The following is a 21,031-nucleotide window of genomic DNA, read 5'->3' on the forward strand; positions in this document are numbered from 1 at the left end:
AGCATTACCGTTATAGGTTAACCTAAGTAAATATAGGTCTGTCTAGTTTTCGCCGCTTTCGGTTAGGTGATCCTCACCACGCGGCGCTCGGGGCGCCGCGTTTCCTACATGTTGCCTGAATTAGTTGGTCCAGCTGCTCACCTGGCGCAGCTTTTGGCGGTTCTTCAGCCGCGACTGGCCCAGCTTGCGGGACATGCGGTCCAGAATCTGGATGGCCTCCGTGATGTGAGGGCCTTTGTTGAGCATGACGCACTCCGCGCGCAGCGCATAGCCCGCGTCCGTGATTTCCGCGCGGGAGGGAAGCCCCGTCTTGGCCAGGGTCTCCAGCACCTGCGTGGCCATGATGACCGGGATGTGTGCCGCCTCCGCGACCTTCATGATCCGCCCCGGTACCTGGACCATCTCCTCGAATCCCAACTCCACGGCCAAGTCGCCGCGCGCAATCATGATGCCGAACTTGGCATGTCGCATGCCCTCCAGCAATACGCTTCCCAGCTGCTCATAGGCCGGCACCGTCTCAATCTTGAGCACGATGCCCAGGTCACGCACGCGCTGCGCCATCTCCTCGGACTCCTGCTCGGCGGCAATCTCCTCGAGCGTGTCATAGAGGAAGGCCACATCAGCTGGAGTGCGGATGAAGGAAACCGCTGCGATATCGCAGTGCGTGGCCACAAAACGCAGCGCTTCGATGTCTTCCTCGGTGAGGCTGGGCAGCGGGACGTCAGTATCCGGCAGGTTGATTCCCTTATAGGCGGCCAGGTTGGTGCCGGTGGGCCCGGCGTGCTCCACGGTGATGACAGCCTCGCGCTCAGCGCCGTTGTCCCGCACCTCGTGGACGCGGCCGGAGATTGCGCCATCATCGAAAATCACCCGGTGGCCCACCTCCAGCGCACCGACCACCTCCGGCAGCGTGCACCCAATGGTGGTCACCTCGCCCTCAACGATGCGCGCCGGCTCCTGCGAAGTGCTCAGCACCAACTCCTCGCCGCGGTGCAGGCGAATCTTCTGCTCCAGTGCCGGAACCCCATGCACCTGCGTGGTGTCCCCGCCGTGGCTCAACACCGTTCCCTCGGCGAGGTAGCAGTTGCGATCACCGTGCAGCACCGCCACGCCTGCTTCCGCGCTCTCCACGGTGAACACACGCGAGCGCCCGCGCGCTTCCGTGAAGCGCACCTCGCTGCCGGGGTGCAGGCGCGCCAACCACTCGCCATCCACCTCCAGCGCTACCGCCGGGCGTGCCGCGCTTGGCGACGCCTCCCCCGCCACCCCGTGGGCGCGGGTAGAGGAGGGGGCGTCGTGAAGCACGAGCGTTGCCGGGCTCAGCAGCTCACCTGCCGCGGTGCGCTCGCCGCGCACGCGAATGACCTGCGGACCCGGCTCGATGCTGCCGGTGCGGACCTTGGGGCCCGCAATATCGCAGGAAATCAGGATCTCGCGCCTCACCTCCTCGGCGGCGCGGTGGACGTGTGCCACCATTTTCTGCCAGGCATCCTGGCCATCGTGGGCGCAGTTGATGCGGGCGAGTTCCATGCCCGCGCGGGCGAAACCGAGGACCAGCTCATAGTCATCTGCGGCCTCGGTGGGAAGGGTCACCATGATGCGCGCGTGGGTGTCCTCCTGAGTGGGGCCGAGGAGGGCTTCGGTGTTGGCGTCGAGGATATCGTCCGCGTCCGCATAGGCCGTGGCAATCGGCTGCACGGGGTAGGTCGGTGCGTGGCCATCGAAGGCGTCGAGCACGTTGCGCGCGGCGTGGAGGCGCTCAAGCACCGCGGGCTCTGGATGGCTAAGGCTCGTGGCGCCCAATGCCGTGAGGCCTTCCTGGATTTCGACGGCGTCCTGGGAGCGCAATTCCATGTAGCGCACGAGGTTAACCGCGCCGGGGCGGTGGACGGGATCCACGCGCGCGATCTGCGCGGCGTGCGCGGCAGACGAAGCTTCGATGCGGGTAGTGAGGGAATCAAGAAGTGGGCGCAGGCTAGGCAAGGTTTCTCCTTCGTTGTGAAAGTCCACCCACATTGTGCCGCGACTTGTTAGACCGCGCCACGGAAGCCGAGCTGGCGCCAGGCCTCGTACACGGCCGTCGACGCCGCGTTGGATAGATTCATCGAGCGCCTAGCCGGCATCATGGGGATGCGCACGCGTTCGGTGACACGCGGATGGAAGGCGTGCTCTTCCGGCAGGCCAGTGGGCTCGGTGCCGAAGAGGAGGACGTCCCCCTCCTGGTAGTCGATGTCCGTGAACCACTTATCTGTGTGGGTGGTGAAGGCGAAGACCCGCGCACCGGGCAGGGCTTCCATGCAGGCGTCGAAGTCTTTGTGGATTTTGAGATCCGCCAGGTCGTGGTAGTCCAGGCCCGCGCGCTTGAGGTGTTTGTCCTCGAAGTTGAAGCCGAGCGGCTCGATGAGGTGCAGGCTCGCGCCCGTGACGGCGGCGGTGCGGATGGCGTTGCCGGTGTTGGTGGGGATCACGGGGTTGTCGAAGACAATGTGCAAGCTGCTCATAGGCATCAGTCTAGGATGGTGGGCATGAGCGCTACCAAACTAGATGGCAACTTGTACCGCGACGAGATTTTTGAGGACCTGGCCCAGCGCGTGGCCGCCCTCAAGGAGAAGGGAATTACCCCGGGACTGGCCACGGTCCTGGTGGGCGATGATCCGGGTTCGCATTCCTACGTGAAGATGAAGCACCGCGATTGCGAGAAGCTCGGAATCAATTCGATTCGCAAGGACCTGCCTGGCGACGTTACCCAGGAAGAACTCGAGCGCGTCATCGAAGAGCTCAACAATGACGATGCTTGCACCGGCTACATCGTGCAGCTACCGCTGCCGAAGCACCTGGATGAAAACCGCGTGCTCGAGCTCATCGACCCAGCCAAGGACGCCGATGGCCTGCACCCGATCAACCTGGGCAAGCTGGTGCTCAACGAGGACGCCCCGCTGCCGTGCACGCCGAACGGGTGCATCCACCTGCTGCGCCGCTTCGGCGTGGAGCTCGATGGTGCCAAGGTCGTGGTCATCGGCCGCGGCGTGACCGTGGGCCGCCCGATTGGTCTGATGCTGACCCGCCGCAGCGAGAATTCCACGGTGACGCTGTGCCACACCGGCACCAAGGACTTGGCCGCGGAGACCCGTGAGGCCGATGTCATCATCGCGGCCGCTGGCAAGGCACACATGCTCACCGCCGATATGATTAAGGAAGGTGCCGCGGTTCTCGACGTCGGCGTGTCCCGCGTCGACGGCAAACTCGCCGGCGACGTGGCTGAGGACGTCTGGGAGAAGGCCGGCTACGTTTCCCCGAACCCGGGCGGCGTGGGCCCGCTGACGCGCGCGTTCCTGGTGAGCAACATCGTCGAGCGTGCCGAAAAGCTCGCCGCTCAGTAGCGCGTGAAGTCGAGCGCTCGAGTATTGAGTATGTCTGAGCAACCAGCACAGCCGCGCGGGAAAACTGCGCCGCCGGTGTCTTTATCGAACCCGCACGATGCGCACCTGAAGCCCTCGGCGCTGCCGCCGGCTCTTCAGTGGTTGGCCATCGGCTTGTTCGTGGCGGCGGTTGTGGTGTCGGGCTTCTATGCCGTGTTCGAGCACTGGCGCCGCGCCACGCTGCTGCTGGGCGGGGCGCTGGTGTGGCTGACGGTGGTCCGCCTGACCTGCGATTCCTCGCGGGTCGGCGTGCTCGCGGTGCGCTCCCGGCGCTTCGACGCCTGCTTTACAGGCATCTTGGGCGCGGCGATGGTGTTCATGGCCTTTTCCATCGACGCGCTTGGATCGTAATCAGACAGGATTAGATGTAATACTCATCGCCCACGTACGCAGGGCCCACGTCTAAGCCATTTGGCGCCGAGAGCAGCAGGAAGTTGCGCAGGATACGGTTCATCTGCCGGGTCTCCGTCAGAAAAGCATCGTGGCCCACGGGTGAGACAATCTTGGCCATCGCCAGCAGCTGGTTGGCGTTGCGGGAGATGTGCTCCTGCTGGTGATAGGGGTAGAGGATATCCGTGTCCACGCCCACCACCATCGTTGGTACCTGGGAGGCCGCCAACGCCTTGATGAGCCCGCCGCGCCCGCGGCCGACGTCATGCCGGTTCAGCGCCTCCGTGAGAACCACGTAGGAACCCGCATCGAAGCGCTCGGTGAGTTTCGCCCCCTGGTAATCCAGGTAGGAGTTCACCGCGAAACGCTGGTTCAGCTGGCGGTGCGGCCCCAAGGGATTCTCGCCTTGCTGTGCGGTAGCGCCGAAGCGCTCGTCGATTTCCTGCTCGCCGCGATACGTCAAGTGCGCGATACGGCGCGCCGCCGCCAGGCCATCCCGCGGAGTCTTGTCCGTGAGGTAGTAATTGCCGCCATGCCAAAACGGGTCGCGCTCAATGGCGGAAATCTGCGCGGATTGGATGCCAATCTGCCAGCCCGAAGCCCTGGCCGACACCGCAATCACACACACCGCCGACACGCTTTCCGGGTGCAGCAAGCTCCACTCCAGAGTCCGCGCCCCGCCCATCGAGCCGCCGAGCACCGCGTGCACACGCGAAATACCCAGCTCCTTCAAGCAGTCGTGCTCGGCCTCCACCAAGTCCCGAATCGACAGCGCCGGGAAGCGCCCGCCCCACGGCTTTCCATCCGGGTGCAGCGACTTCGGCCCCGTCGAGCCATTGCAGCCGCCCAGCGCATTAGTCGCGATAACGCACCAGCGCGTGGTGTCCAGGGCCTTGCCTGGGCCCACCAGGTCGGCCCACCAGTCCGCCACGTTGGAATCCCCGGTCAGCGCGTGCTCGACCACCAAGACATTGTTGACGCCGTCCGGGTCGCCGGCGAAAGCGCCCCAGCGTTGGTAGGCCACGTGGGCGTCGGCAAGCACGGCGCCTGCTTCGGTGGTGAAGTCACCGATGGGGACGACGGCGAGCTCGCCTTCGGGCGCGAGCTCCGGGATGGCGCTAACCAATGGCCGCGAACCCACGCTCGAGGTCGGCGATGATGTCGTTGACATCCTCGATGCCCACCGACAGGCGCACCGTGGCCTGCGTAATGCCCGCGGCCTTGAGCGCTGCCTCGTCGGACTGGGAGTGCGTGGTGGTCGCCGGGTGCACCACCAATGAGCGAGTATCGCCGATGTTGGCCAGGTTCGAGTGCAGCTTCAGCGCATCGATAAACGCCCACGCCTCCTCGCGGCCGCCGTCGATGTCGAAGGAGAGCACGGAGCCGGTGTAGTCATAGCCCAGCTTCTCCTTGGTGGCCTTGTACGGCGAGGACTCCAGGCCGGCGTAGTTGACCTTCGTGACCTTGGCGTGGGACTCCAGGTACTCGGCCACGGCCTGGGCGTTGGCATTGTGCTTCTCGACGCGCAACTGCAACGTCTCAATGCCATTCAGCGTCAGCCAGGCGTTGAAGGGGGAGATGGCGGCACCCGTATCGCGCAGCAGGCCGGCGCGCGCCTTGACGGCGAAGGCCGGCGCGCCCAAGTCGGCGTACTTGAGGCCGTGGTAAGCCTCGTCTGGGGTGACGAAGTAGGGGAAGACGGGCTCGCCGCCGCGCTCGACGGTCCAGTCGAAGGAGCCACCGTCGATGATGGCACCACCGATGGCGGAGCCGTTGCCGCTGTAGAACTTGGTGGTGGAAACCACGACGATGTCTGCGCCCAGCTCCAGCGGGCGGGCCAGCGCGCCGGTGGCGATGGTGTTATCCACGATGAGCGGGACCTGGTTCTTGTGCGCTACCTCGGCGATGGCGGGGATGTCGAGGACATCGGCGACTGGGTTGCCGAAGGTCTCGCCGTAAAAAGCCTTGGTGTTGGGCTGGACGACGTCCTGCCAGGATGCCGGGTCGTCGGGGTTCTCCACGAGGGTGACATCGATGCCCAGGCGCTTCAAGGTCACGGTAAAGAGGGTGGAGGTGCCACCGTAGAGGCGCGGGGAGGTGACAATGTGGTCGCCGGCGGAGGCCAGGTTCAGGATGGCAGCGGTCTCGGCGGCCTGGCCGGAGGCGAAAGCCACGGCGGCCACGCCACCTTCGAGGGAAGCGAGGCGCTCCTCCAGCGCGTCCTGCGTGGGGTTGGTCAGGCGGGTATAAATCGGGCCGGCATCCGAGAGGTTGAAGCGGTTGGCGGCGTGCTCGGCGTCGTTGAAGACATACGAGGTGGTTTGGTAAATCGGCACGTTGCGTGCGTTGGTGGAGCCGTCCAGGTTCTGGCCGGCGTGGAGGGCGCGGGTGGCAAAGGACCACTCGTTGACTTTGGAATTATCGTATTTGGTGCTCATGTCAGGAAAGGCTAGACCAAGCGGTTCAGTGCCGTTAGTGGTTTTCTAGAAACCGCAGGCAAGCCCGAGAATAAAAATAGACCGAGCGGTTGGTTCGGCTTAGATTTCGATGCTTTCACCAACCCGCAGGCGCCGATAGCCGCTCACCCCGGCGCGTTGGAGCATGCCGTCGGTGATCTGCTTGCCGGCGTCGGAAAGCACGGCGTCATGGATGGGAACCGTAAGCCGCGCACCGATGCGCATGGCGTAATCCGCGGCATCCGCCCCGCGCACCCACGGGCCGGCGATGGGGAGCAGGAGCACGTCTACCGTGAGTCCTTCCGAGACAACCCACTGGTCGCCGGGGTGCAGCACGCCGCCGAAGAAATAACCCAGGTTCTCCGGGCGCGGGATATTGGGGTGGATCTCCTCGTGGAGGCCGCCCACCGCGTGAATCTCAAGGCCCAGAACTGTAAACGTCTCTCCAGCATGCACGATGGTGCCGGAGCCGAGGGCGTCGATAGCCTCCCGCGTTCCCCACACCGGCAGGCCGCTCCCGCGCACGGCATCGACGTCGAGGTGGTCACCGTGTGCGTGCGTGAGCAGCACCGCTTCGGCGCCTTCGAGGCAGCTCAGGTCAGAGAGGGGACCGGGGTCGATAACGATGCGACCCTGGGGTGCCTCGACGGCCACGGCGGATTGTCCATGCAGAGATAGCTTCATGATTCCCACGCTAGCCAAAAGTAAAGGAATACAGCGAGAGCCCTTCGCTTACTTCCAGCTCGATTGTTTCGGTGTGATTGTCAGGTTCCCGGACGAGATCCACCGTGCCGTCCTCGGTGATGTCAAAGGTGCGGACCGAACCATCGGCGTGATGCACGCGAACCGTTCCTTGCCCTGATGCCACGAGCTGTACCCGGGCGGCGCGGTAGTTCAGTCGCAGGCGCGCGTGAGGTCCGGCGGTGATGGGCTGGTCGGCCAGCGTCCACGTCCCGCCCAGCGAATATTGACCTAACGGCGGCTCGTTCATGGTGAACTGGTGCGTGCCGACGCGGTAGTCGGCGTTGGCGAAATACTGTGCGCGTGCGGTGCCGAGGTACGTCTCCGGCGAGCGCGGCGCGCTGTTCGCATCGGCGGTCTCGATTGGTTCGGGTAGCTCTATGCTGGGGTCGCGCTCGAGGAGAAGCTCACGAATGAGGCGCTCGGTCTCGGCGTAGTCGCCCTCGCCATGGTGGGATTGGCGCAGCATGCCGTGCTTGTCGACGACATAGTGCGCCGGCCAGTACCGATTCCCAAAGTTCTTCCACGTGGCGAAGTCATTGTCTTGCGCCACCGGGTATTCGATTCCTTGCTCGCGGGCCGCGCGGCGCACGTTGGCAGCCTCGTGCTCGAAAGCGTATTCCGGCGCATGGATGCCGACGATGTCGAGGCCGTAGTCCTTGTAGTGCGCATAGAGCTTGGTCAGGTGCGTGTTGTTGCGCTGGCAGTTGATGCAGGCATAGGCCCAGAAATCGATGAGGGTGACCTTGCCAGAGGTACGCGGATCGACCGGCAGATCCGTGTTGAACCAGCCGGTCAACCCCGCGAACGCGGGCACTGGGGTTCCTTCGGCTGTTCGGGCGGCCTGCTCAACTGGGGTGGCGTCGGCGTTGATGCTGGGGAGCTTCTGCTGCAGCCAGGCGGGCGCGCCGAGTGAAATCGCACCAGCCATGGCGATAACTACCACTCCCGCGGTGATGCGCACCCCGCGCTGGTGGGAGCGGAAAGCATCGACGCGTTTGCCCACCTCGTTGCCGCCCAAAGCGAAGGCCAGCAGGGGGATGGCCACGCCGAGAGCGAAGGAGAGGCAGAGGGTGAGGATGTGGGCGTCGACAGTCCCAGTGGCGCCCGCCACGGAGATGGCGGCGAGTACAGGGCCGGCGCAGGGGACGAAGACAACCCCCATGGCCAAGCCGACGACGAACCCGCCTTTGCCGCGGGCCTTGGATTGCAAGCTGCCAGCTTTCGAGAGTTTCTGGAAAGGCCACTCAAGGATTTCTTGCACGCGGGGAAACACCATTCCCAGGCCCACGAGAACGAGCAGCGCGATTCCCACTTTCCACAGGATGTCGGCCGGCAGGCCCAGGGAATTGAGCAGCGTTGTGGCAAACAGCGTGACGAGGCTGAAACTTGTGACGAGTCCGCCCACGACCTGCCATGGCCGCCACCGTGAGCCGCCGCTAACGGCGAGGACCAGCGGCAAGACCGGCAAGATGCAGGGCGAGATGCCCGTGATAAGGCCACCGGTAAACCCGATGAACAGCGTTGATAGCATGCTGTACTCCTTCGCTTGGTGTGCGGTGTGGGTATGCAACTAGTTCGGAGCACGAGTGAAAAACGGATTGGTTTTAAATCCATCCAATCCGCATCGCGGGGCGGCTCCGAATAGTCAGATACAGGGCCCGGAAAAGCCGAGCCCCGATTGCTTGAAGAAGGAGCACCGAAATGAAGAAGCTTGTTACTGTCGCCGCTGCACTTGCTGTTGCCGCCAGTGGGTTGGTCGCCTGCAACGACAAGAAGGAAGACATGGACATGATGCCCAGCTCGGAGATGATGGCCCCGAGCGAGGAAATGACTAAGTAAAACTGCCATGTCCACCCCGCTGCTGGAGGTAAGCTCAACACCCGTGCCTGCGATGTCCCCCAATGAACACGAGCGGCTGAACCGCCTTTTGGTTCAGACCGCTTCCGCAGATAAGCATGCCTTCAGCGCGCTGTACGACGCCCTCGCACCCACCGTGTACAGCGTGTGCCTGAGCGTTCTGCGCAATCCCGCCTTAGCAGAGGAAGTTGCTCAAGACGTCTTCGTTGAGGTCTGGACCTCCGCCGCGAAGTTTGACCCGCGACGGGGGAATGCTCGCTCGTGGGTGGGCAGGTTGGCGCATGGGAGGGCCGTCGATAAGCTGCGCAGCCATGTGGCCGCAGTGCAGCGCGATGACCGCGACTCGAAGCTTGAGCACGCCACTTTTGCTGAGCCGATTGAAGACGAAGCCCTGAACAATGTGGAGGCTCACCTCCTGCGCCGGGCCGTCGTCGAGATTGGGGAGCCGCATTCCACCGCGGTGGCGCTCGCTTTTTTCGATGGCTTGACGCATGCTGAGCTGGCAGAATCAACGGGAGTACCGCTGGGTACGGCCAAGACGCGCGTGCGCGACGGTGTTAAGAAGCTAAAAGCGATTCTCGGAAGGGAGGGGCGATGAGCAACACGCATGAGTTTTCTGATGAGACTTTCGATGACTTCCTCGATTCCCTCCCCGAGGTCGAACCGCCGGTGCGAATGAAAGATGCCGTCTTTGCGGAAATTGACGGTGGCGAAGCTACCGAGGTCATCGAGCTTCCGCGCCGCCGTTGGCGGGCCTTCGTGGCGGTGCCGGCTGCGGCGGCGGTCCTCGTAGTAGGCATGGTTGCCGTGCCGCCCTTGTTGCAGTCCGATGACTCGCAGAATCAGACGAGCGATAGCGCGCGGGTAGAGGCTGAATCGCCCGGCGAGAAGTCGATGCACGCCATCATGGGGGCAGAGGATCTCATGCAGGGCAACGCCGATGCATCGGGTGCACAGCTGGATATCGTGTCTTCGGCGTCGATGGAGAAATCCGGCGCGATGGTGGATGGCCAGCCGCAGCTCGCCGATGGCATGGGCGCCCAGGTATGGGCAGTCAGCGCCGATGGCGGCATGGCTTCGGCGGGGGTCATCGGCCAGGACCCACACGATGGGGTATGGATGCCCTTCGACGGCGCGGCAGTCAAAGTCATGGTCACCGAGGAACCCGCAGGCGGCAGCGAGCAACCGACAGGCCGCACCCTCGCCACCGTTACTTTGGCCAGCGCTAGCTAGCCTTGTATGCGATAGGGCAGCTACGCGCCAGGCCAGCTACGTGTCAGCTAGTTAAAGCCTGCTTGACCAGCTCCAGCGCGGCGGCGAGTTCGACGTCGCTCAAATGCCCAAAGCCCAAGACCACGCCTTCCTCGGCGGGCGCGCCGCCCCAATAATCGCGCAGCGGGGTCAGCGTGAGGCCCAGATCGGCCGCGCGCTGGACGACGCCCTCCTCACACAACAACACCGCGTGGAGCCCGCCGTGGATGGGCAGAAGGGTAGCGGGAGTGTCTTCCAGCGCGGCTTGGACGAGGTCGCGGCGACGCTTGTAAGCACGGCGCATCCGCCCGGTATGCCGCCGCAGCGCCCCGCTGGCCAGGTAGTTCGCCAGCGCCGCCTGGGGAATAGAGCCGACGGGCTGGCCGAAGACCTCCCGCACGCGGTCCACGCCCGCGCGCAGGTTCGGCGGCACGACCAGATAGCCACACGCAATCGACGGCGAAATCACCGAGGAAAACGTGCCCAGCAACACCGTGTGTTCCGGGGCGAGCGCGGTGAGCGCGGGCAAGGGCTGGCCGACGTAGCGCAGCTCGGAATCGAAATCATCCTCGATGATGAGCACGTCATTGCCGCGCGCCCACTCGACGAGCTCCGCGCGCCGGGCAGCCGGCAGCGAACCGCCATAGGGGTGCTGGTGGGAGGGGGTGACGATGAGAACGTCGAGGTCAACGGTGGGGACGGTGACGCCGTGGGCGTCAGTGGGGACGTCGACAAGCGTGTGTCCCAAGGCCTGGGGGATGCGGCGCAGGCTGGGGTAGCCGGGGGACTCCACGCCCACGCGCAAATGGCCGCCCAGCGCGCGCAGCAGCACCGACAGCCCGTCGCGGGCGCCGGCGGTGATGACGACATAAGCCGGGTCGACGGTCAGCCCGCGCATGTGGCGCAGGTGCGCGGCCACCTCGCGGGGGAGATCGCCGGAAGGATCCACCGCGGCCTTGCGCCACGCCGCCCTCCATTCGGGGGTGATGATTCCGGCTGTATCGGGCAAACCGGGGGTCAACTCCACGCGCGGTGGGGCAGGGGAGGGCCGTGGCGCAGGATGAGGCTGCGGGGCGCGCCCGTGGGGCAGGTGCGGGTTGATGACGGTGCCCGATCCAACCGCCGCGGTCAGGTAGCCCTCGGCGGTGAGCTGTTCATAGGCGGTGACCACACTGCCTCGGGAAACGCCCAAATCGCGGGCTAGCGATCGCGTCGACGGAACTTGCTCGCCGGGCAGCAGAATGCCCGCCGCGACTTGGGTGCGGAGGGCTTCGGCGATCTGCACCGGCAGCGCGCGCGTATCAGATGGGTCGAGACGGAAAGACACGGCCCCATCATAAGTGGTCTAATTCAACACTCGGGAAATGGCTCTTGTCTTGGACCAATTTCCTGCGCCACTATGTGAGCCATGACTGAACAGAAGAATGAACAGGGACGCGCCACGACGCGCGTCAAGCGTGGACTGGCTGACATGCTCAAGGGTGGCGTCATCATGGACGTCGTTACCCCGGAGCAGGCACGAATTGCTGAAGACGCGGGTGCTTCCGCCGTCATGGCGCTGGAGCGCGTGCCGGCCGATATCCGCGCCCAGGGCGGCGTGGCCCGCATGTCCGATCCGGACCTCATCGAGGGCATCGTCAACGCCGTGTCCATCCCGGTGATGGCGAAGGCCCGCATCGGCCACTTCGTGGAGGCGCAGATTCTCGGCGAGCTGGGCGTGGACTTCATCGACGAGTCCGAGGTGCTCAGCCCCGCCGATTACGTCAACCACATCAACAAGTGGGATTTCGACGTGCCCTTCGTCTGCGGTGCTACCAACCTGGGCGAGGCCCTGCGCCGCATCACCGAGGGCGCGGCCATGATCCGCTCCAAGGGTGAGGCCGGCACTGGCGACGTCTCCGAGGCCGTCAAGCACCTGCGCACCATCAAGGGCGAAATCGCGCGCCTCCAGAACCTCGACCGCGACGAACTCTACGTGGCGGCCAAGGAGTTGCAGGCACCGTACGACCTGGTTGCTGAGGTTGCGGAGACCGGCAAGCTGCCGGTCGTGCTGTTCGTTGCTGGTGGTGTGGCTACGCCTGCCGACGCCGCCCTCGTCCGCCAAATGGGCGCCGAAGGCGTCTTCGTCGGCTCCGGCATCTTCAAGTCCGGCGAGCCCGCGAAGCGTGCGGAGGCCATCGTGAAGGCGGCGACCCTCTACGACCAACCGGCAGAGCTGGCTAAGATCAGCCGCGGCCTGGGCGAGGCCATGGTGGGCATCAACGTCAACGACATCCCCGCCCCGCACCGCCTGGCTGAGCGCGGCTGGTAGGACCTGTGCGCGCAAAGAACATAGAGTGCGCACAGGGCACGATGACGGCGGCGGACACGACGCGACCGCTCGTTGGCGTGCTCGCGCTGCAAGGCGGAGTGGAAGAGCACATCGCTGTGCTGGAGAGCCTCGGCGCTGCAACGCGCCGGGTGCGCCTGCCGCAGGATCTCGACGGGCTGGACGGAATCATTCTGCCGGGCGGCGAGTCGAGCACCATCGATAAGCTGGCGCGCTCTTTTGGCGTCGCTGAGCCGCTGCGCCGCGCCGTCGAAAATGGGCTGCCGGTCTTGGCCACCTGCGCGGGGCTCATCTACAGCGCCCGCGAGCTGGAAAACCCCGCCCCGGGCCAGCAGACGCTGGGGCTTATCGACGTCACCGTGCGCCGCAACGCCTTCGGAAACCAGCGCTTCTCCGAGGAGCGCACCGTGCCCGTCGCGATGCAAAGCCAGTGGTCCGGTGTAGGAGCCTCAGGAGTCGGCGAGCCTCTAGCCATCGAGGCGAGCTTCATTCGCGCGCCCATCGTTACCCGCGCGGGTGAGGGCGTCGAGGTCATCGCCACCGTGCCCCTCCCTGCACCTGACATTGTTTCCGGTGGCGAGGGAAGTGGTGTCGGGGCGCGAACTCGTCCTGCCGCAGGGCGCGAGGTGATTGTGGGCGTGCGCCAAGGATGCGTCACGGCGTTGAGCTTCCATCCGGAAGAAAACGGCGACTCGCGCCTCCACGCCGCGTGGCTCGCTTCCCTCGTTCGCTAACTAATTCTGCCCGGAAGCTCTTTCCTTAAATAACTATCGCTCAATAGTGATCTGGGATACATTGAGATGTGCCAGCTGAACACATCACGCCCAGAAAGGCACTTTGCCGTGAGCACACCCGCCCCTGAACAAGTCCGCGAAGATATCCGCTTCCTCGGCCGGGTCATCGCGCAGCAGGAAGGCGAGGACGTCTTCGAGCTCGTCGAATCGACCCGCGGCATGGCCTTCGACGTGGCGCACGGCGATGCAAAGCCCGAAGACCTCGTCGCCATCTTCCGCGATCTCGACATCACCAAGGTCAACCTCGTGGCCCGTGCATTCAGCTATTTCGCGCTCATCGCCAACCTCGTAGAGGATCTGGATGACGAGTCCGTTGAAGCGCCCGTCTCCCTGCGCAAGACATTCGCCAAGCTCAAGGAAGAAGGCGTCACGCCAACCGACGCCTCCTCCGTCATCCGCGGCGCGCACGTCGCCCCCGTTCTCACCGCGCACCCCACCGAAACCCGCCGCCGCACCGTCTTTGATACGCAAACCCGCATCAAGACTCTCCTCAAGGAATCACACCGCGGTGGCGACATGGCGGCAATCGAGAAGGAAATGTACCTGCGCATGACGCTGCTCTGGCAGACGGCGCTGATTCGCATCGCCCGCCCCACCCTCGAAGACGAGATTGACGTCGGCCTGCGCTACTACAAGCTGTCGCTGCTTGATCAGGTCCCTGCCCTCAACCGCGCAATTCGCCACGCCATGCGTGAGACCTTTGGCCAGCAGCTTCCCGATTCCCCCGTCGTCCGCCCCGGCTCCTGGATTGGCGGCGACCATGACGGCAACCCGTACGTCGATGAGCACACCCTGACCTATGCCACCCGCAAGGCCGCGGCGACGGTGCTCCAGTACTACGCCGACGAGCTCGGGGAGCTGGAGCGCGAGCTCTCCCTATCAGACCGGTATTCCTCCAGCTCCAAAGAGCTGGGCGCGCTTGCCGACGCCTCCCACAACGACGAAAAATCCCGCGTCGACGAACCCTACCGCCGGGCGATCTTCGGCATCCGGAAGAAGGTGCTGGCGAGGTTGGAGGGGGAGACGTCGCCAAGCGCCTATGCGTCGCCGGAGGAACTCAAGCGGGACCTGGACGTGATCGACCGCTCGCTGCGCCAATTCAACGATGACATCATCGCCGATGACCGCCTCGCCCGGCTGCGCTCGGCGGTGACCACGTTTGGATTCCACCTCTCGACGCTGGATATGCGCCAGAATTCGGAGTCCTTTGAGAACGTCCTCACCGAGATTTTCGCCGCGGCCACCATCACCCCGGACTACCGCGCGCTGGGGGAGGAGGAGAAGGTCGCGGTGCTCGTGCGCGAGCTGCAGACCAATCGGCCGCTGCTTTTCCCCGACGCTGAGAAGGGATTCAGCGAGGATACCGCGAAGGAGCTGGGCATCTTCCGTGCGGCGGCGCGCGCTGTGCGGGACTTTGGGCCGGAGTCGGTGTCGCACTGCATTATTTCTATGACGGGAACCGTCTCCGACATTCTGGAGCCGATGGTGCTACTCAAGGAGGTGGGCCTGAGCGAGGTCGATGTGGTGCCGCTATTTGAGACCATCGAAGATCTGAAGGCCGGCGTCGGCATCCTGGAGAAGCTGTGGCAGGTGCCCGTGTACCGCGAGCATCTGCGCTCGCGCGGGGATATCCAAGAAGTCATGTTGGGGTACTCGGATTCCAACAAGGACGGCGGGTATTTGCAGGCGAACTGGGCGCTATACGACGCCGAACTGGCCCTCGTTGAGCTCTGCGCGCGCCACGGCGTGGAGTTGCGGCTGGCGCATGGTCGCGGCGGGGCGGTGGGCCGCGGTGGTGGCCCGACGTATGACGCGATTTTGGCGCAGCCGAAGGGGGCGGTGTCGGGTTCGGTGCGCATTACCGAGCAGGGGGAGGTGATTTCTGCGAAGTACGGTGCGCCGGAGACTGCGCGCCGCCACTTGGAGGCGTTTGTTTCCGGAGCGCTGGAGGCATCGTTGTTGGATACCGAGCCCATTACGGATCCGGAGCGCGCCTACGAGATCATGCGCGAGCTGGCGGCGTTGAGTGGCGTGGCCTATCGCCAGCTTGTCGACGACCCCGGGTTCATCACCTACTTCACCCAGTCCACCCCGCTGCACGAGATTGGCGAGCTCAACCTGGGCTCGCGCCCGACCTCGCGCAAGCAGACCACCGCGATTTCGGATTTGCGTGCGATTCCCTGGGTGCTGTCGTGGTCACAATCCCGCACCAACATTCCGGGCTGGTTCGGCGTGGGCAGCGCGGTGACGGCGTGGGTTCAGCAACCCTCTGGAGGATCGACAGCCTCCGGAGGTGCAGCAAGAGCGGTAGATGCCACAGCGGATGTAGCAGCGACCGAGAAGGCTGGAGCAGATACCGGAGCTGGAGAAGAGAAGCGCTGGGAGGAGCTGCGCGAGCTGTACCGCACGTGGCCCTTCTTCCGTTCTGTGTTTGCCAACATGGCGCAGGTCATGGCCAAGGCGGAGATGCAGCTGGCGCGCCTGTACGCCAACTTGGTCGACGACAAGGACACCGCAGACCGCATCTTCGGCCTGATATCCGAGGAATTTGAGCGCACCCGCGAGGTCTACCTCAAGGTCACCGGTAACGCGGATCTGGTGAGCGAGAATCAGCGCCAGGCGCGTTCACTCAAGCGGCGCTATCCTTATCTGCTTCCGCTCAACGCCGTCCAGTTGGAGTTGCTGCGCCGCTACCGCCGCGGCGACGACCAGTTCCTGGTGTCCAAGACCATCCAGGTCACGATGAACGGGTTAGCCACCGCGCTGCGCAACGCCGGCTAAACCGCCCGCCCGCCCGGCCAACCGGCACGGCCAAAATTCCTGCAGGACAGGCTTGAGCGGATGATCAGTTCCATGAGGTAAGCCGGCACGCCGAAGGCCCCGCGAGGAGGTGATTTCCTGCGGGGTTCGGTTCAATCATGCACCTTGCCCGGCTTTACGCTGCCAAGATGAGTGCTGCCAAGGTGGGCGCGGTGGCTAGTTGAAGGCTGGCTAGTTGAAGGCGCTTGTGAAGACTGGCGAGGCGTCGTATGGCGGGATCCATGCCACCCGCCCGCCGATGCGATCCATGCGGCCGCGCGAGGGAGGGGCATCGGGGTCATCGTCGTTGACTCCGTTGTGGTACGGGCACAGCGGCACCAGGTTGAGGATGTTGGTGGGCCCGCCGCGGGCCCAAGCCTTGATGTGGTGAATCTGGCACTTCTCAAAAGGAACTTTGCAGCCCTCCCAGGCGCAACAAGGATTTTCCGCGGCCAAGGCGAGACGCTGCTTGGCGGTGGCGAAGCGCTGGAAGCGGAAGACATCGAGCGGACCGTGTTCGCGGCTGACCGCCACGATAACCCCCTTGTCCAGCAAAGCGCGCTCCACCAGCTGCGAGCCGGTCATCGTCGCGCCACTGGTGGTGCGGACGATGAACTCCTCGCCGTCCTTGTCGGTATTGCCCTTGAGCAGCTCGGCGTAGTCATCGAGCTGCAGGACCGCTATGGTGGCAACCTCAGTCTTGACGACGCCGCCCTCCAGATTTTCTAGGAAGCTCTCGCCGGGGCGTTCCTGGTCGATACCCTCAAATACGCCCGTCAGCTGGAGCGAGTCCGCCGTCACCGTGAGCGTGGCCAGGCCGTTGCCATGCTGGGTGAGCTTGGCGCGCTCGGCATACGTGCGGGGCTTGCGCATTTGACGCAGGCGCTTGCGCGCTACCTTTTCCACCAGCTCCGCGCTGGTCTGGCACAGTTCCACGCGCAAATCCCATACTTTGTTGTGGTCCCGAACTTTGGCTACGAAGTGCTCGATAAGCTGCAAGGTCACCAGCCCGTGTCCCCGCCGGCGCGCGGCTTCGACCGCCGTGCGCTGCTTCTTCGTCGATGAGGTGTGCCCGAAGTAGGTGTGGTGGAGGGAGAGGAACACGGTGGCGTCGGCAGGCGCGGCGCCGAGGGCGACTAGGTCAGCTTCAGACAGACCCGCGCACTCGGCCACCAAGTCAATGGCGCGGCCGAGGGCGGCGAAGAAGGTCTGCAATCTCATACCCCGCAGCCTAAAAGCACCCCATCCCGCCGCCAAGCCCCGAACTAGCCATCCGAACTAGCCATCCGACGAAATCTGTGGATAACTAGTCGGCACTAGGCCCCGGCGAGACCGCGGCGCTTGAGCAGCGGCGCGACGTCCTTGTCGCGGCCGCGGAACTCGCGGTAAGCCTCCGTGAAGTCGCGGGACGCGCCCTTCGACAGAATGACATCGCGGAACTTCTGACCGGCCTCGCGGAGGTCGGTTTGCTCCTTGAACCACTCGAAACCATCGGCGTCGAGCGCCTCGGCCCAGAGATAGGAGTAGTAGCCCGCCGAGTAGCCGCCGGCAAAGATGTGGTTGAAGTACGTCGAGCGATAGCGCGGCGCGATGAGCTCGTTGTCCAGCCCGGCCGCGCGCAGGGCCTCGGCCTCAAACTCGGCGACGGCCTCCGGGGTGGCCTCCAACTTGGCAGCCTCGGCAGCACTCAGGGAATGCCATGCGAGGTCGATGATCGATGCCCCCAGATACTCCGAGGTGGCGAATCCCTGGCCGAATTCGGAGGCGGCGGAGATGGCAGCGAGAAGCTCGTCCGGAATAGGTTCGCCGGTCTCCACGTGGCGGGCGTATTCCTTGACCAGTCTCTCATCGAGCGCCCAGTTCTCGTTGATCTGCGAGGGGAACTCCACCCAGTCGCGCGGGACGTTGGTGCCGGCGAAGGTGGGGTAGCGGACGTCGGAAAGCAGGCCGTGCAGGGCGTGGCCGAATTCGTGGAAGACGGTGCGGACCTCGTCCATGTTTAGCAGCGGCTGCGAGCCGTCGGCGGGCTTGGTGATGCCCATGACGTTGACGATGACCGGCTTGCGCTCCAGCAGCCGGGATTGGCCCACGAACTCGCTCATCCACGCGCCGCCGCGCTTGGTGGGGCGCCCGAAGTAGTCAGTAAGAAGAAGGCCGATCCCCTTACTCTCGTGATTGACGTCTCTGTCAATCACCTCCCAGACGCGAACCCCCTCCGCGTAGCCCTCGAGGTCATCGCGTGGGGTGACGGTGATGCCGTAGAGGCGCTCGGCGGCGGCGAAGACACCCTTCTCCAGGACCTGGTCCAGCGGGAAGTACTTGCGCAGTTCTTCCTCATCGAGGGAGAAGTCGCGGGCGCGGACCTTGGATTCCCAATAAGGCCAGTCCGCGGCGCTAAAACCTTGACCGTTAAGCGTTGCTTCCTCCGCGAGGAGTTTCTGCTCGCCTTCGGCGTTGGCCGCGGCGGCGGGGGCGAGGTCGAAGAGCATGGTGCGGGCGGCGTCGGCAGTCGCGGCGGTTTCCTCGGCGATGACGTAGTCGGCATGCGTGGCAAAGCCCAGCAGCTCGGCGCGCTCGGCGCGCAGCTGGACGGCCTCGATGAGACCCGGGATGTTGTTCTCGGAGCCTCTGCTTGCCGACGCCCCATACAACCTCCCCCTCGCATCCTCCCGCGCCAGACGGCTCAGCTCGGACTGCACGGTCGGCAGCTCCAGCGGGATGACATAGCCCTCGCGGCCTATCGCCTCGGCGTCGGCCTTGGCGGAGGCGATGCGCTCGGCGGGCAGGCCCTCGAGTTCTTCCTCGGTGAAGGAGACCGCGCGCTCGCGGGTAGACGCCATGAGGTTGCGGCCGAATTCTTCAGAGAGCGCGGAGAGGCGCTGGTTGATCTCGGACAGGCGGGCCTTGCCAGCCGCGTCGAGGTCGGCGCCCTTGCGGGCAAAGGTGCGCAGGAGGTGGTCGTGGAGGCGCTGGCCTTCGGCGTCGTCGGCAGGCGGCGTGGCCTCCTTGATGCGCGCGTAGAGCACCTCGTTCTGGTAGATCGCGTCATAGTGCGCGGACAAGCGCGGGTAGATGTCGGCGGCGATCTCCTCCATCTCCTCGGTGACGTCCGTGCCGGAGAGGTTGCCAAAGACCGCCATAACGCGGTCGAGGTCCTGCCCGGAGCGCTCGAGCGCCTCCACCGTGTTTTCCCACGTGGGGGCGGCGGGGTTGTCGGTGATGGAGGCGATCTCGGCGTCGTGAAGCGAGAGTGCCTCGTCGAAGGCGGGGCGGTAGTGCTCGACCTTGATCTTCGCAAACGGCGGGAGCTGGTAGGGCAGCGTGGAGGGAGTCAGCAGTGGGTTAGTCATAAGAAACTACCGTACCTAATAAGCTCCGCCCTATGTGATCGCTTTCACTAAACTATCCGACCGGGACCGGCGTGCGTTCCTTGCGCTGGGTTGTGGCACGGTTCACCAGAATGACATCGAGAACCAGGAAAGCTGCCAAGGTGATTCCTAAGAGCGGCAGGAAGACTCCGGCGGTGGCGGCGAATAGCGCGCCCAACCCTGTGGCGGCCCAGGAAAAGTGGGCAGTCGGGAGGAAGCGTGGGCGGCGTTTCCACCACATGTAGTAGCCCAGCACCACCAGCGCGGCGGTGGCCAGCCCCAGTGCGAGCAGTGCAATCTGCAGTGGCAGCCCGAACATGATGCCCATGTGCAGGTAGATGCCCCAGCTGCTGAGCTTGCTAAACAGCGGCAGGCTGGAGAAAGGCTGCCGGTCGATGACCTCTCCGGTGGCGCCATCCACCGAGAGCGCATCGGAGGTGGTGCGCCATTCCACCCACCGTTCGCTGACCTGCCAGGCGGAGTGGGCATCCTCCGGCGGGTACAGGCGCAGCGGTCCGGTCAGCCCCTCGGCGCGGCCGGTGGCGAGGACGCGCTCGGCGTCGGCAGCCACGCTCGCGCTTGACGACGCTCCATGCCCTTCATGGCCTTCATGCCCGGTGTGCTCATGCGTTTCAGTGGTGGTGCCGTGCAGGGCGGTGTTGATGGGAGTGGCTTTCCAGTGCATGCGCTCGACGAGGGAATCGACGTTGTCGCCGGCCAGACCTGACCAAGTGATGCCGGTGGCAGACAGGCCGAGAAGGCCGATGAATATCCAAGCCCCGACGGTGGAATGCAGGCGGGTGGCCTTCCAGCGGGCAGAGCGCTTGGTCTGCGGCTGCGCGGAGTTCGCGGTTGCCTTGTTCTTCGGGCGGCGGCGAATCCACCACATGTAGAGGCCTCCACAGGCCATGACCCACAACCAGGAAGCGGCTAGCTCCGAGTAGAGCTCACCGACCTTGCCCAGGTGAAAGCTTTCGTGCAGGGAGGAAATCCAGCGGCGCAGTGGCATCTCGCCTAGGCCAGAATAGGTGGGGTAGTCGCCGATGACCTCGGCGGTGGCGGGGTCGATGAAGACGGTGCGCTGCAGGCTCTCGTCGATGCTTTCATCGGACACCAGCACGCGCGTGGAATCCGTCGGTGTCGTGGCGGGCCAGACCTGAGTGACCGGCATGTCAGGGTGCTCGTGCTGTGCGGCCTGGATTTGTTCCTCCAAGCTCAGCGGATTCTCCACGGTAGGCACCGTCAATACGTCGTGGTAGACCACTTTCTCCAGGGAGGGCGCCACGGCATAAAGACAGCCGGTCAATGCCGCGATGAGGATGAAGGGGCCGACGAACATGCCGCCATAAAAGTGGATGCGTTGAATGAAGGATCGCAGAGCCGTCCGACTCATAAGTAGTGCTCTTTCGGGGTCTATTGATTAGGGCCTCTGCTGAACGTTCGCGGGGCGTTCAGGAGGGGCGATGGACAGGTGCTGATATCAACTGCACTAGTAGTCGGAGGCGAGGGTTTCTCGGTTCCCAGGTATTGAAAAACTTTTTAACTAACTGGGGTCCTCGGTGCTCAAAGGATGAAAATCCCGCGAGATAAGGCGCGAGAAGCAAGAAACAGTCAAGAAAAAATC

The 21,031-nt window shown here is 64.5% G+C and carries 18 protein-coding genes; 8 read left to right on the forward strand and 10 right to left on the reverse strand.

All coding sequences use genetic code 11. The features are described 5' to 3' along the window. Nucleotides 1–120 precede the first annotated feature (120 nt). Nucleotides 121–2,016: a pyruvate kinase gene (locus tag HMPREF2760_RS09610; protein ID WP_070521452.1), complete on the reverse strand. Its 1,896-nt coding sequence runs from the start codon at nucleotides 2,014–2,016 to the stop codon at nucleotides 121–123. 14 nt (nucleotides 2,017–2,030) lie between these two features. Continuing rightward, nucleotides 2,031–2,501, reverse strand: coding sequence for a tRNA (cytidine(34)-2'-O)-methyltransferase (locus HMPREF2760_RS09615; protein ID WP_070521448.1), 471 nt, complete (start codon nucleotides 2,499–2,501; stop codon nucleotides 2,031–2,033). A gap of 24 nt (nucleotides 2,502–2,525) precedes the next feature. Here HMPREF2760_RS09615 and HMPREF2760_RS09620 point away from each other — a divergent pair, with 24 nt between their 5' ends. Together HMPREF2760_RS09620 and HMPREF2760_RS09625 are read left to right on the forward strand one after the other, a co-directional pair. Further along, entirely contained in the window at nucleotides 2,526–3,380 is an 855-nt protein-coding gene (locus tag HMPREF2760_RS09620; RefSeq protein WP_070527991.1) for a bifunctional methylenetetrahydrofolate dehydrogenase/methenyltetrahydrofolate cyclohydrolase, read from the forward strand. A gap of 75 nt (nucleotides 3,381–3,455) precedes the next feature. Then, nucleotides 3,456–3,770 carry a DUF3017 domain-containing protein gene (locus HMPREF2760_RS09625; protein WP_046648384.1) on the forward strand — a complete coding sequence of 105 codons (315 nt, stop codon included), beginning with the start codon at nucleotides 3,456–3,458 and terminating at the stop codon, nucleotides 3,768–3,770. A gap of 10 nt (nucleotides 3,771–3,780) precedes the next feature. On the opposite strand, the gene HMPREF2760_RS09630 is transcribed toward HMPREF2760_RS09625, so the two are convergent. The 4 genes from HMPREF2760_RS09630 to HMPREF2760_RS09645 form a co-directional block, all read right to left on the reverse strand. Next, entirely contained in the window at nucleotides 3,781–4,980 is a 1,200-nt protein-coding gene (locus HMPREF2760_RS09630; RefSeq protein ID WP_239249254.1) for a homoserine O-acetyltransferase MetX, read from the reverse strand. Next, on the reverse strand, nucleotides 4,928–6,247 hold the full coding sequence (locus HMPREF2760_RS09635; RefSeq protein WP_070597150.1) for an O-acetylhomoserine/O-acetylserine sulfhydrylase: 1,320 nt from the start codon (nucleotides 6,245–6,247) through the stop codon (nucleotides 4,928–4,930). The genes HMPREF2760_RS09630 and HMPREF2760_RS09635 overlap by 53 nt, the downstream gene beginning before the upstream one ends. Nucleotides 6,248–6,346: 99 nt before the next feature. Next, nucleotides 6,347–6,949, reverse strand: a complete 603-nt coding sequence (locus HMPREF2760_RS09640; protein ID WP_070521612.1) for an MBL fold metallo-hydrolase — start codon at nucleotides 6,947–6,949, stop codon at nucleotides 6,347–6,349. Nucleotides 6,950–6,959: 10 nt separating this feature from the next. After that, the gene (locus HMPREF2760_RS09645) at nucleotides 6,960–8,540 is read right to left on the reverse strand and encodes a cytochrome c biogenesis protein CcdA (protein WP_070597151.1); all 1,581 of its coding nucleotides are present in this window, start codon (nucleotides 8,538–8,540) and stop codon (nucleotides 6,960–6,962) included. Nucleotides 8,541–8,710: 170 nt separating this feature from the next. Between HMPREF2760_RS09645 and HMPREF2760_RS12890 the strand changes: the two genes are divergently transcribed. Genes HMPREF2760_RS12890 through HMPREF2760_RS09655 form a run of 3 tightly spaced genes read left to right on the forward strand, consistent with a single transcriptional unit; the run spans nucleotide 8,711 to nucleotide 10,099 of the window. Next, complete coding sequence (locus HMPREF2760_RS12890) at nucleotides 8,711–8,848, forward strand: hypothetical protein (RefSeq protein ID WP_167595548.1); 138 nt, start codon at nucleotides 8,711–8,713, stop codon at nucleotides 8,846–8,848. 7 nt (nucleotides 8,849–8,855) lie between these two features. Then, complete coding sequence (locus HMPREF2760_RS09650) at nucleotides 8,856–9,464, forward strand: sigma-70 family RNA polymerase sigma factor (RefSeq protein ID WP_070597152.1); 609 nt, start codon at nucleotides 8,856–8,858, stop codon at nucleotides 9,462–9,464. After that, on the forward strand, nucleotides 9,461–10,099 hold the full coding sequence (locus HMPREF2760_RS09655; protein ID WP_070521432.1) for an anti-sigma factor: 639 nt from the start codon (nucleotides 9,461–9,463) through the stop codon (nucleotides 10,097–10,099). Before HMPREF2760_RS09650 ends, HMPREF2760_RS09655 begins: the two co-directional genes overlap by 4 nt. Nucleotides 10,100–10,142: 43 nt before the next feature. Here HMPREF2760_RS09655 and HMPREF2760_RS09660 read toward each other — a convergent pair whose 3' ends face one another. Continuing rightward, nucleotides 10,143–11,444, reverse strand: coding sequence for a MocR-like pyridoxine biosynthesis transcription factor PdxR (locus HMPREF2760_RS09660; RefSeq protein ID WP_070564940.1), 1,302 nt, complete (start codon nucleotides 11,442–11,444; stop codon nucleotides 10,143–10,145). Between the two features lie 81 nt (nucleotides 11,445–11,525). Here HMPREF2760_RS09660 and pdxS point away from each other — a divergent pair, with 81 nt between their 5' ends. The 3 genes from pdxS (at nucleotide 11,526) to ppc (ending at nucleotide 16,021) form a co-directional block, all read left to right on the forward strand. Further along, entirely contained in the window at nucleotides 11,526–12,428 is a 903-nt protein-coding gene (pdxS, locus tag HMPREF2760_RS09665; RefSeq protein ID WP_070521426.1) for a pyridoxal 5'-phosphate synthase lyase subunit PdxS, read from the forward strand. A gap of 41 nt (nucleotides 12,429–12,469) precedes the next feature. After that, nucleotides 12,470–13,180 carry a pyridoxal 5'-phosphate synthase glutaminase subunit PdxT gene (pdxT, locus tag HMPREF2760_RS09670; protein WP_070564937.1) on the forward strand — a complete coding sequence of 237 codons (711 nt, stop codon included), beginning with the start codon at nucleotides 12,470–12,472 and terminating at the stop codon, nucleotides 13,178–13,180. A gap of 66 nt (nucleotides 13,181–13,246) precedes the next feature. Next, on the forward strand, nucleotides 13,247–16,021 hold the full coding sequence (ppc, locus tag HMPREF2760_RS09675) for a phosphoenolpyruvate carboxylase (RefSeq protein ID WP_210386355.1): 2,775 nt from the start codon (nucleotides 13,247–13,249) through the stop codon (nucleotides 16,019–16,021). Between the two features lie 210 nt (nucleotides 16,022–16,231). Here the strand turns inward: ppc and HMPREF2760_RS09680 are convergent, their stop codons facing one another. The 3 genes from HMPREF2760_RS09680 to HMPREF2760_RS09690 all read right to left on the reverse strand — a co-directional run bounded on the left by HMPREF2760_RS09680 (nucleotide 16,232) and on the right by HMPREF2760_RS09690 (nucleotide 20,800). Further along, the gene (locus tag HMPREF2760_RS09680) at nucleotides 16,232–17,260 is read right to left on the reverse strand and encodes an HNH endonuclease signature motif containing protein (protein ID WP_083304508.1); all 1,029 of its coding nucleotides are present in this window, start codon (nucleotides 17,258–17,260) and stop codon (nucleotides 16,232–16,234) included. A gap of 95 nt (nucleotides 17,261–17,355) precedes the next feature. Next, nucleotides 17,356–19,389, reverse strand: coding sequence for a M3 family metallopeptidase (locus HMPREF2760_RS09685; RefSeq protein ID WP_070564931.1), 2,034 nt, complete (start codon nucleotides 19,387–19,389; stop codon nucleotides 17,356–17,358). Between the two features lie 52 nt (nucleotides 19,390–19,441). Further along, entirely contained in the window at nucleotides 19,442–20,800 is a 1,359-nt protein-coding gene (locus HMPREF2760_RS09690; RefSeq protein ID WP_070597154.1) for a PepSY-associated TM helix domain-containing protein, read from the reverse strand. Nucleotides 20,801–21,031 lie beyond the last annotated feature (231 nt).

This window comes from Corynebacterium sp. HMSC065D07, from assembly GCF_001810695.1.
Classification (GTDB): domain Bacteria; phylum Actinomycetota; class Actinomycetes; order Mycobacteriales; family Mycobacteriaceae; genus Corynebacterium; species Corynebacterium hesseae.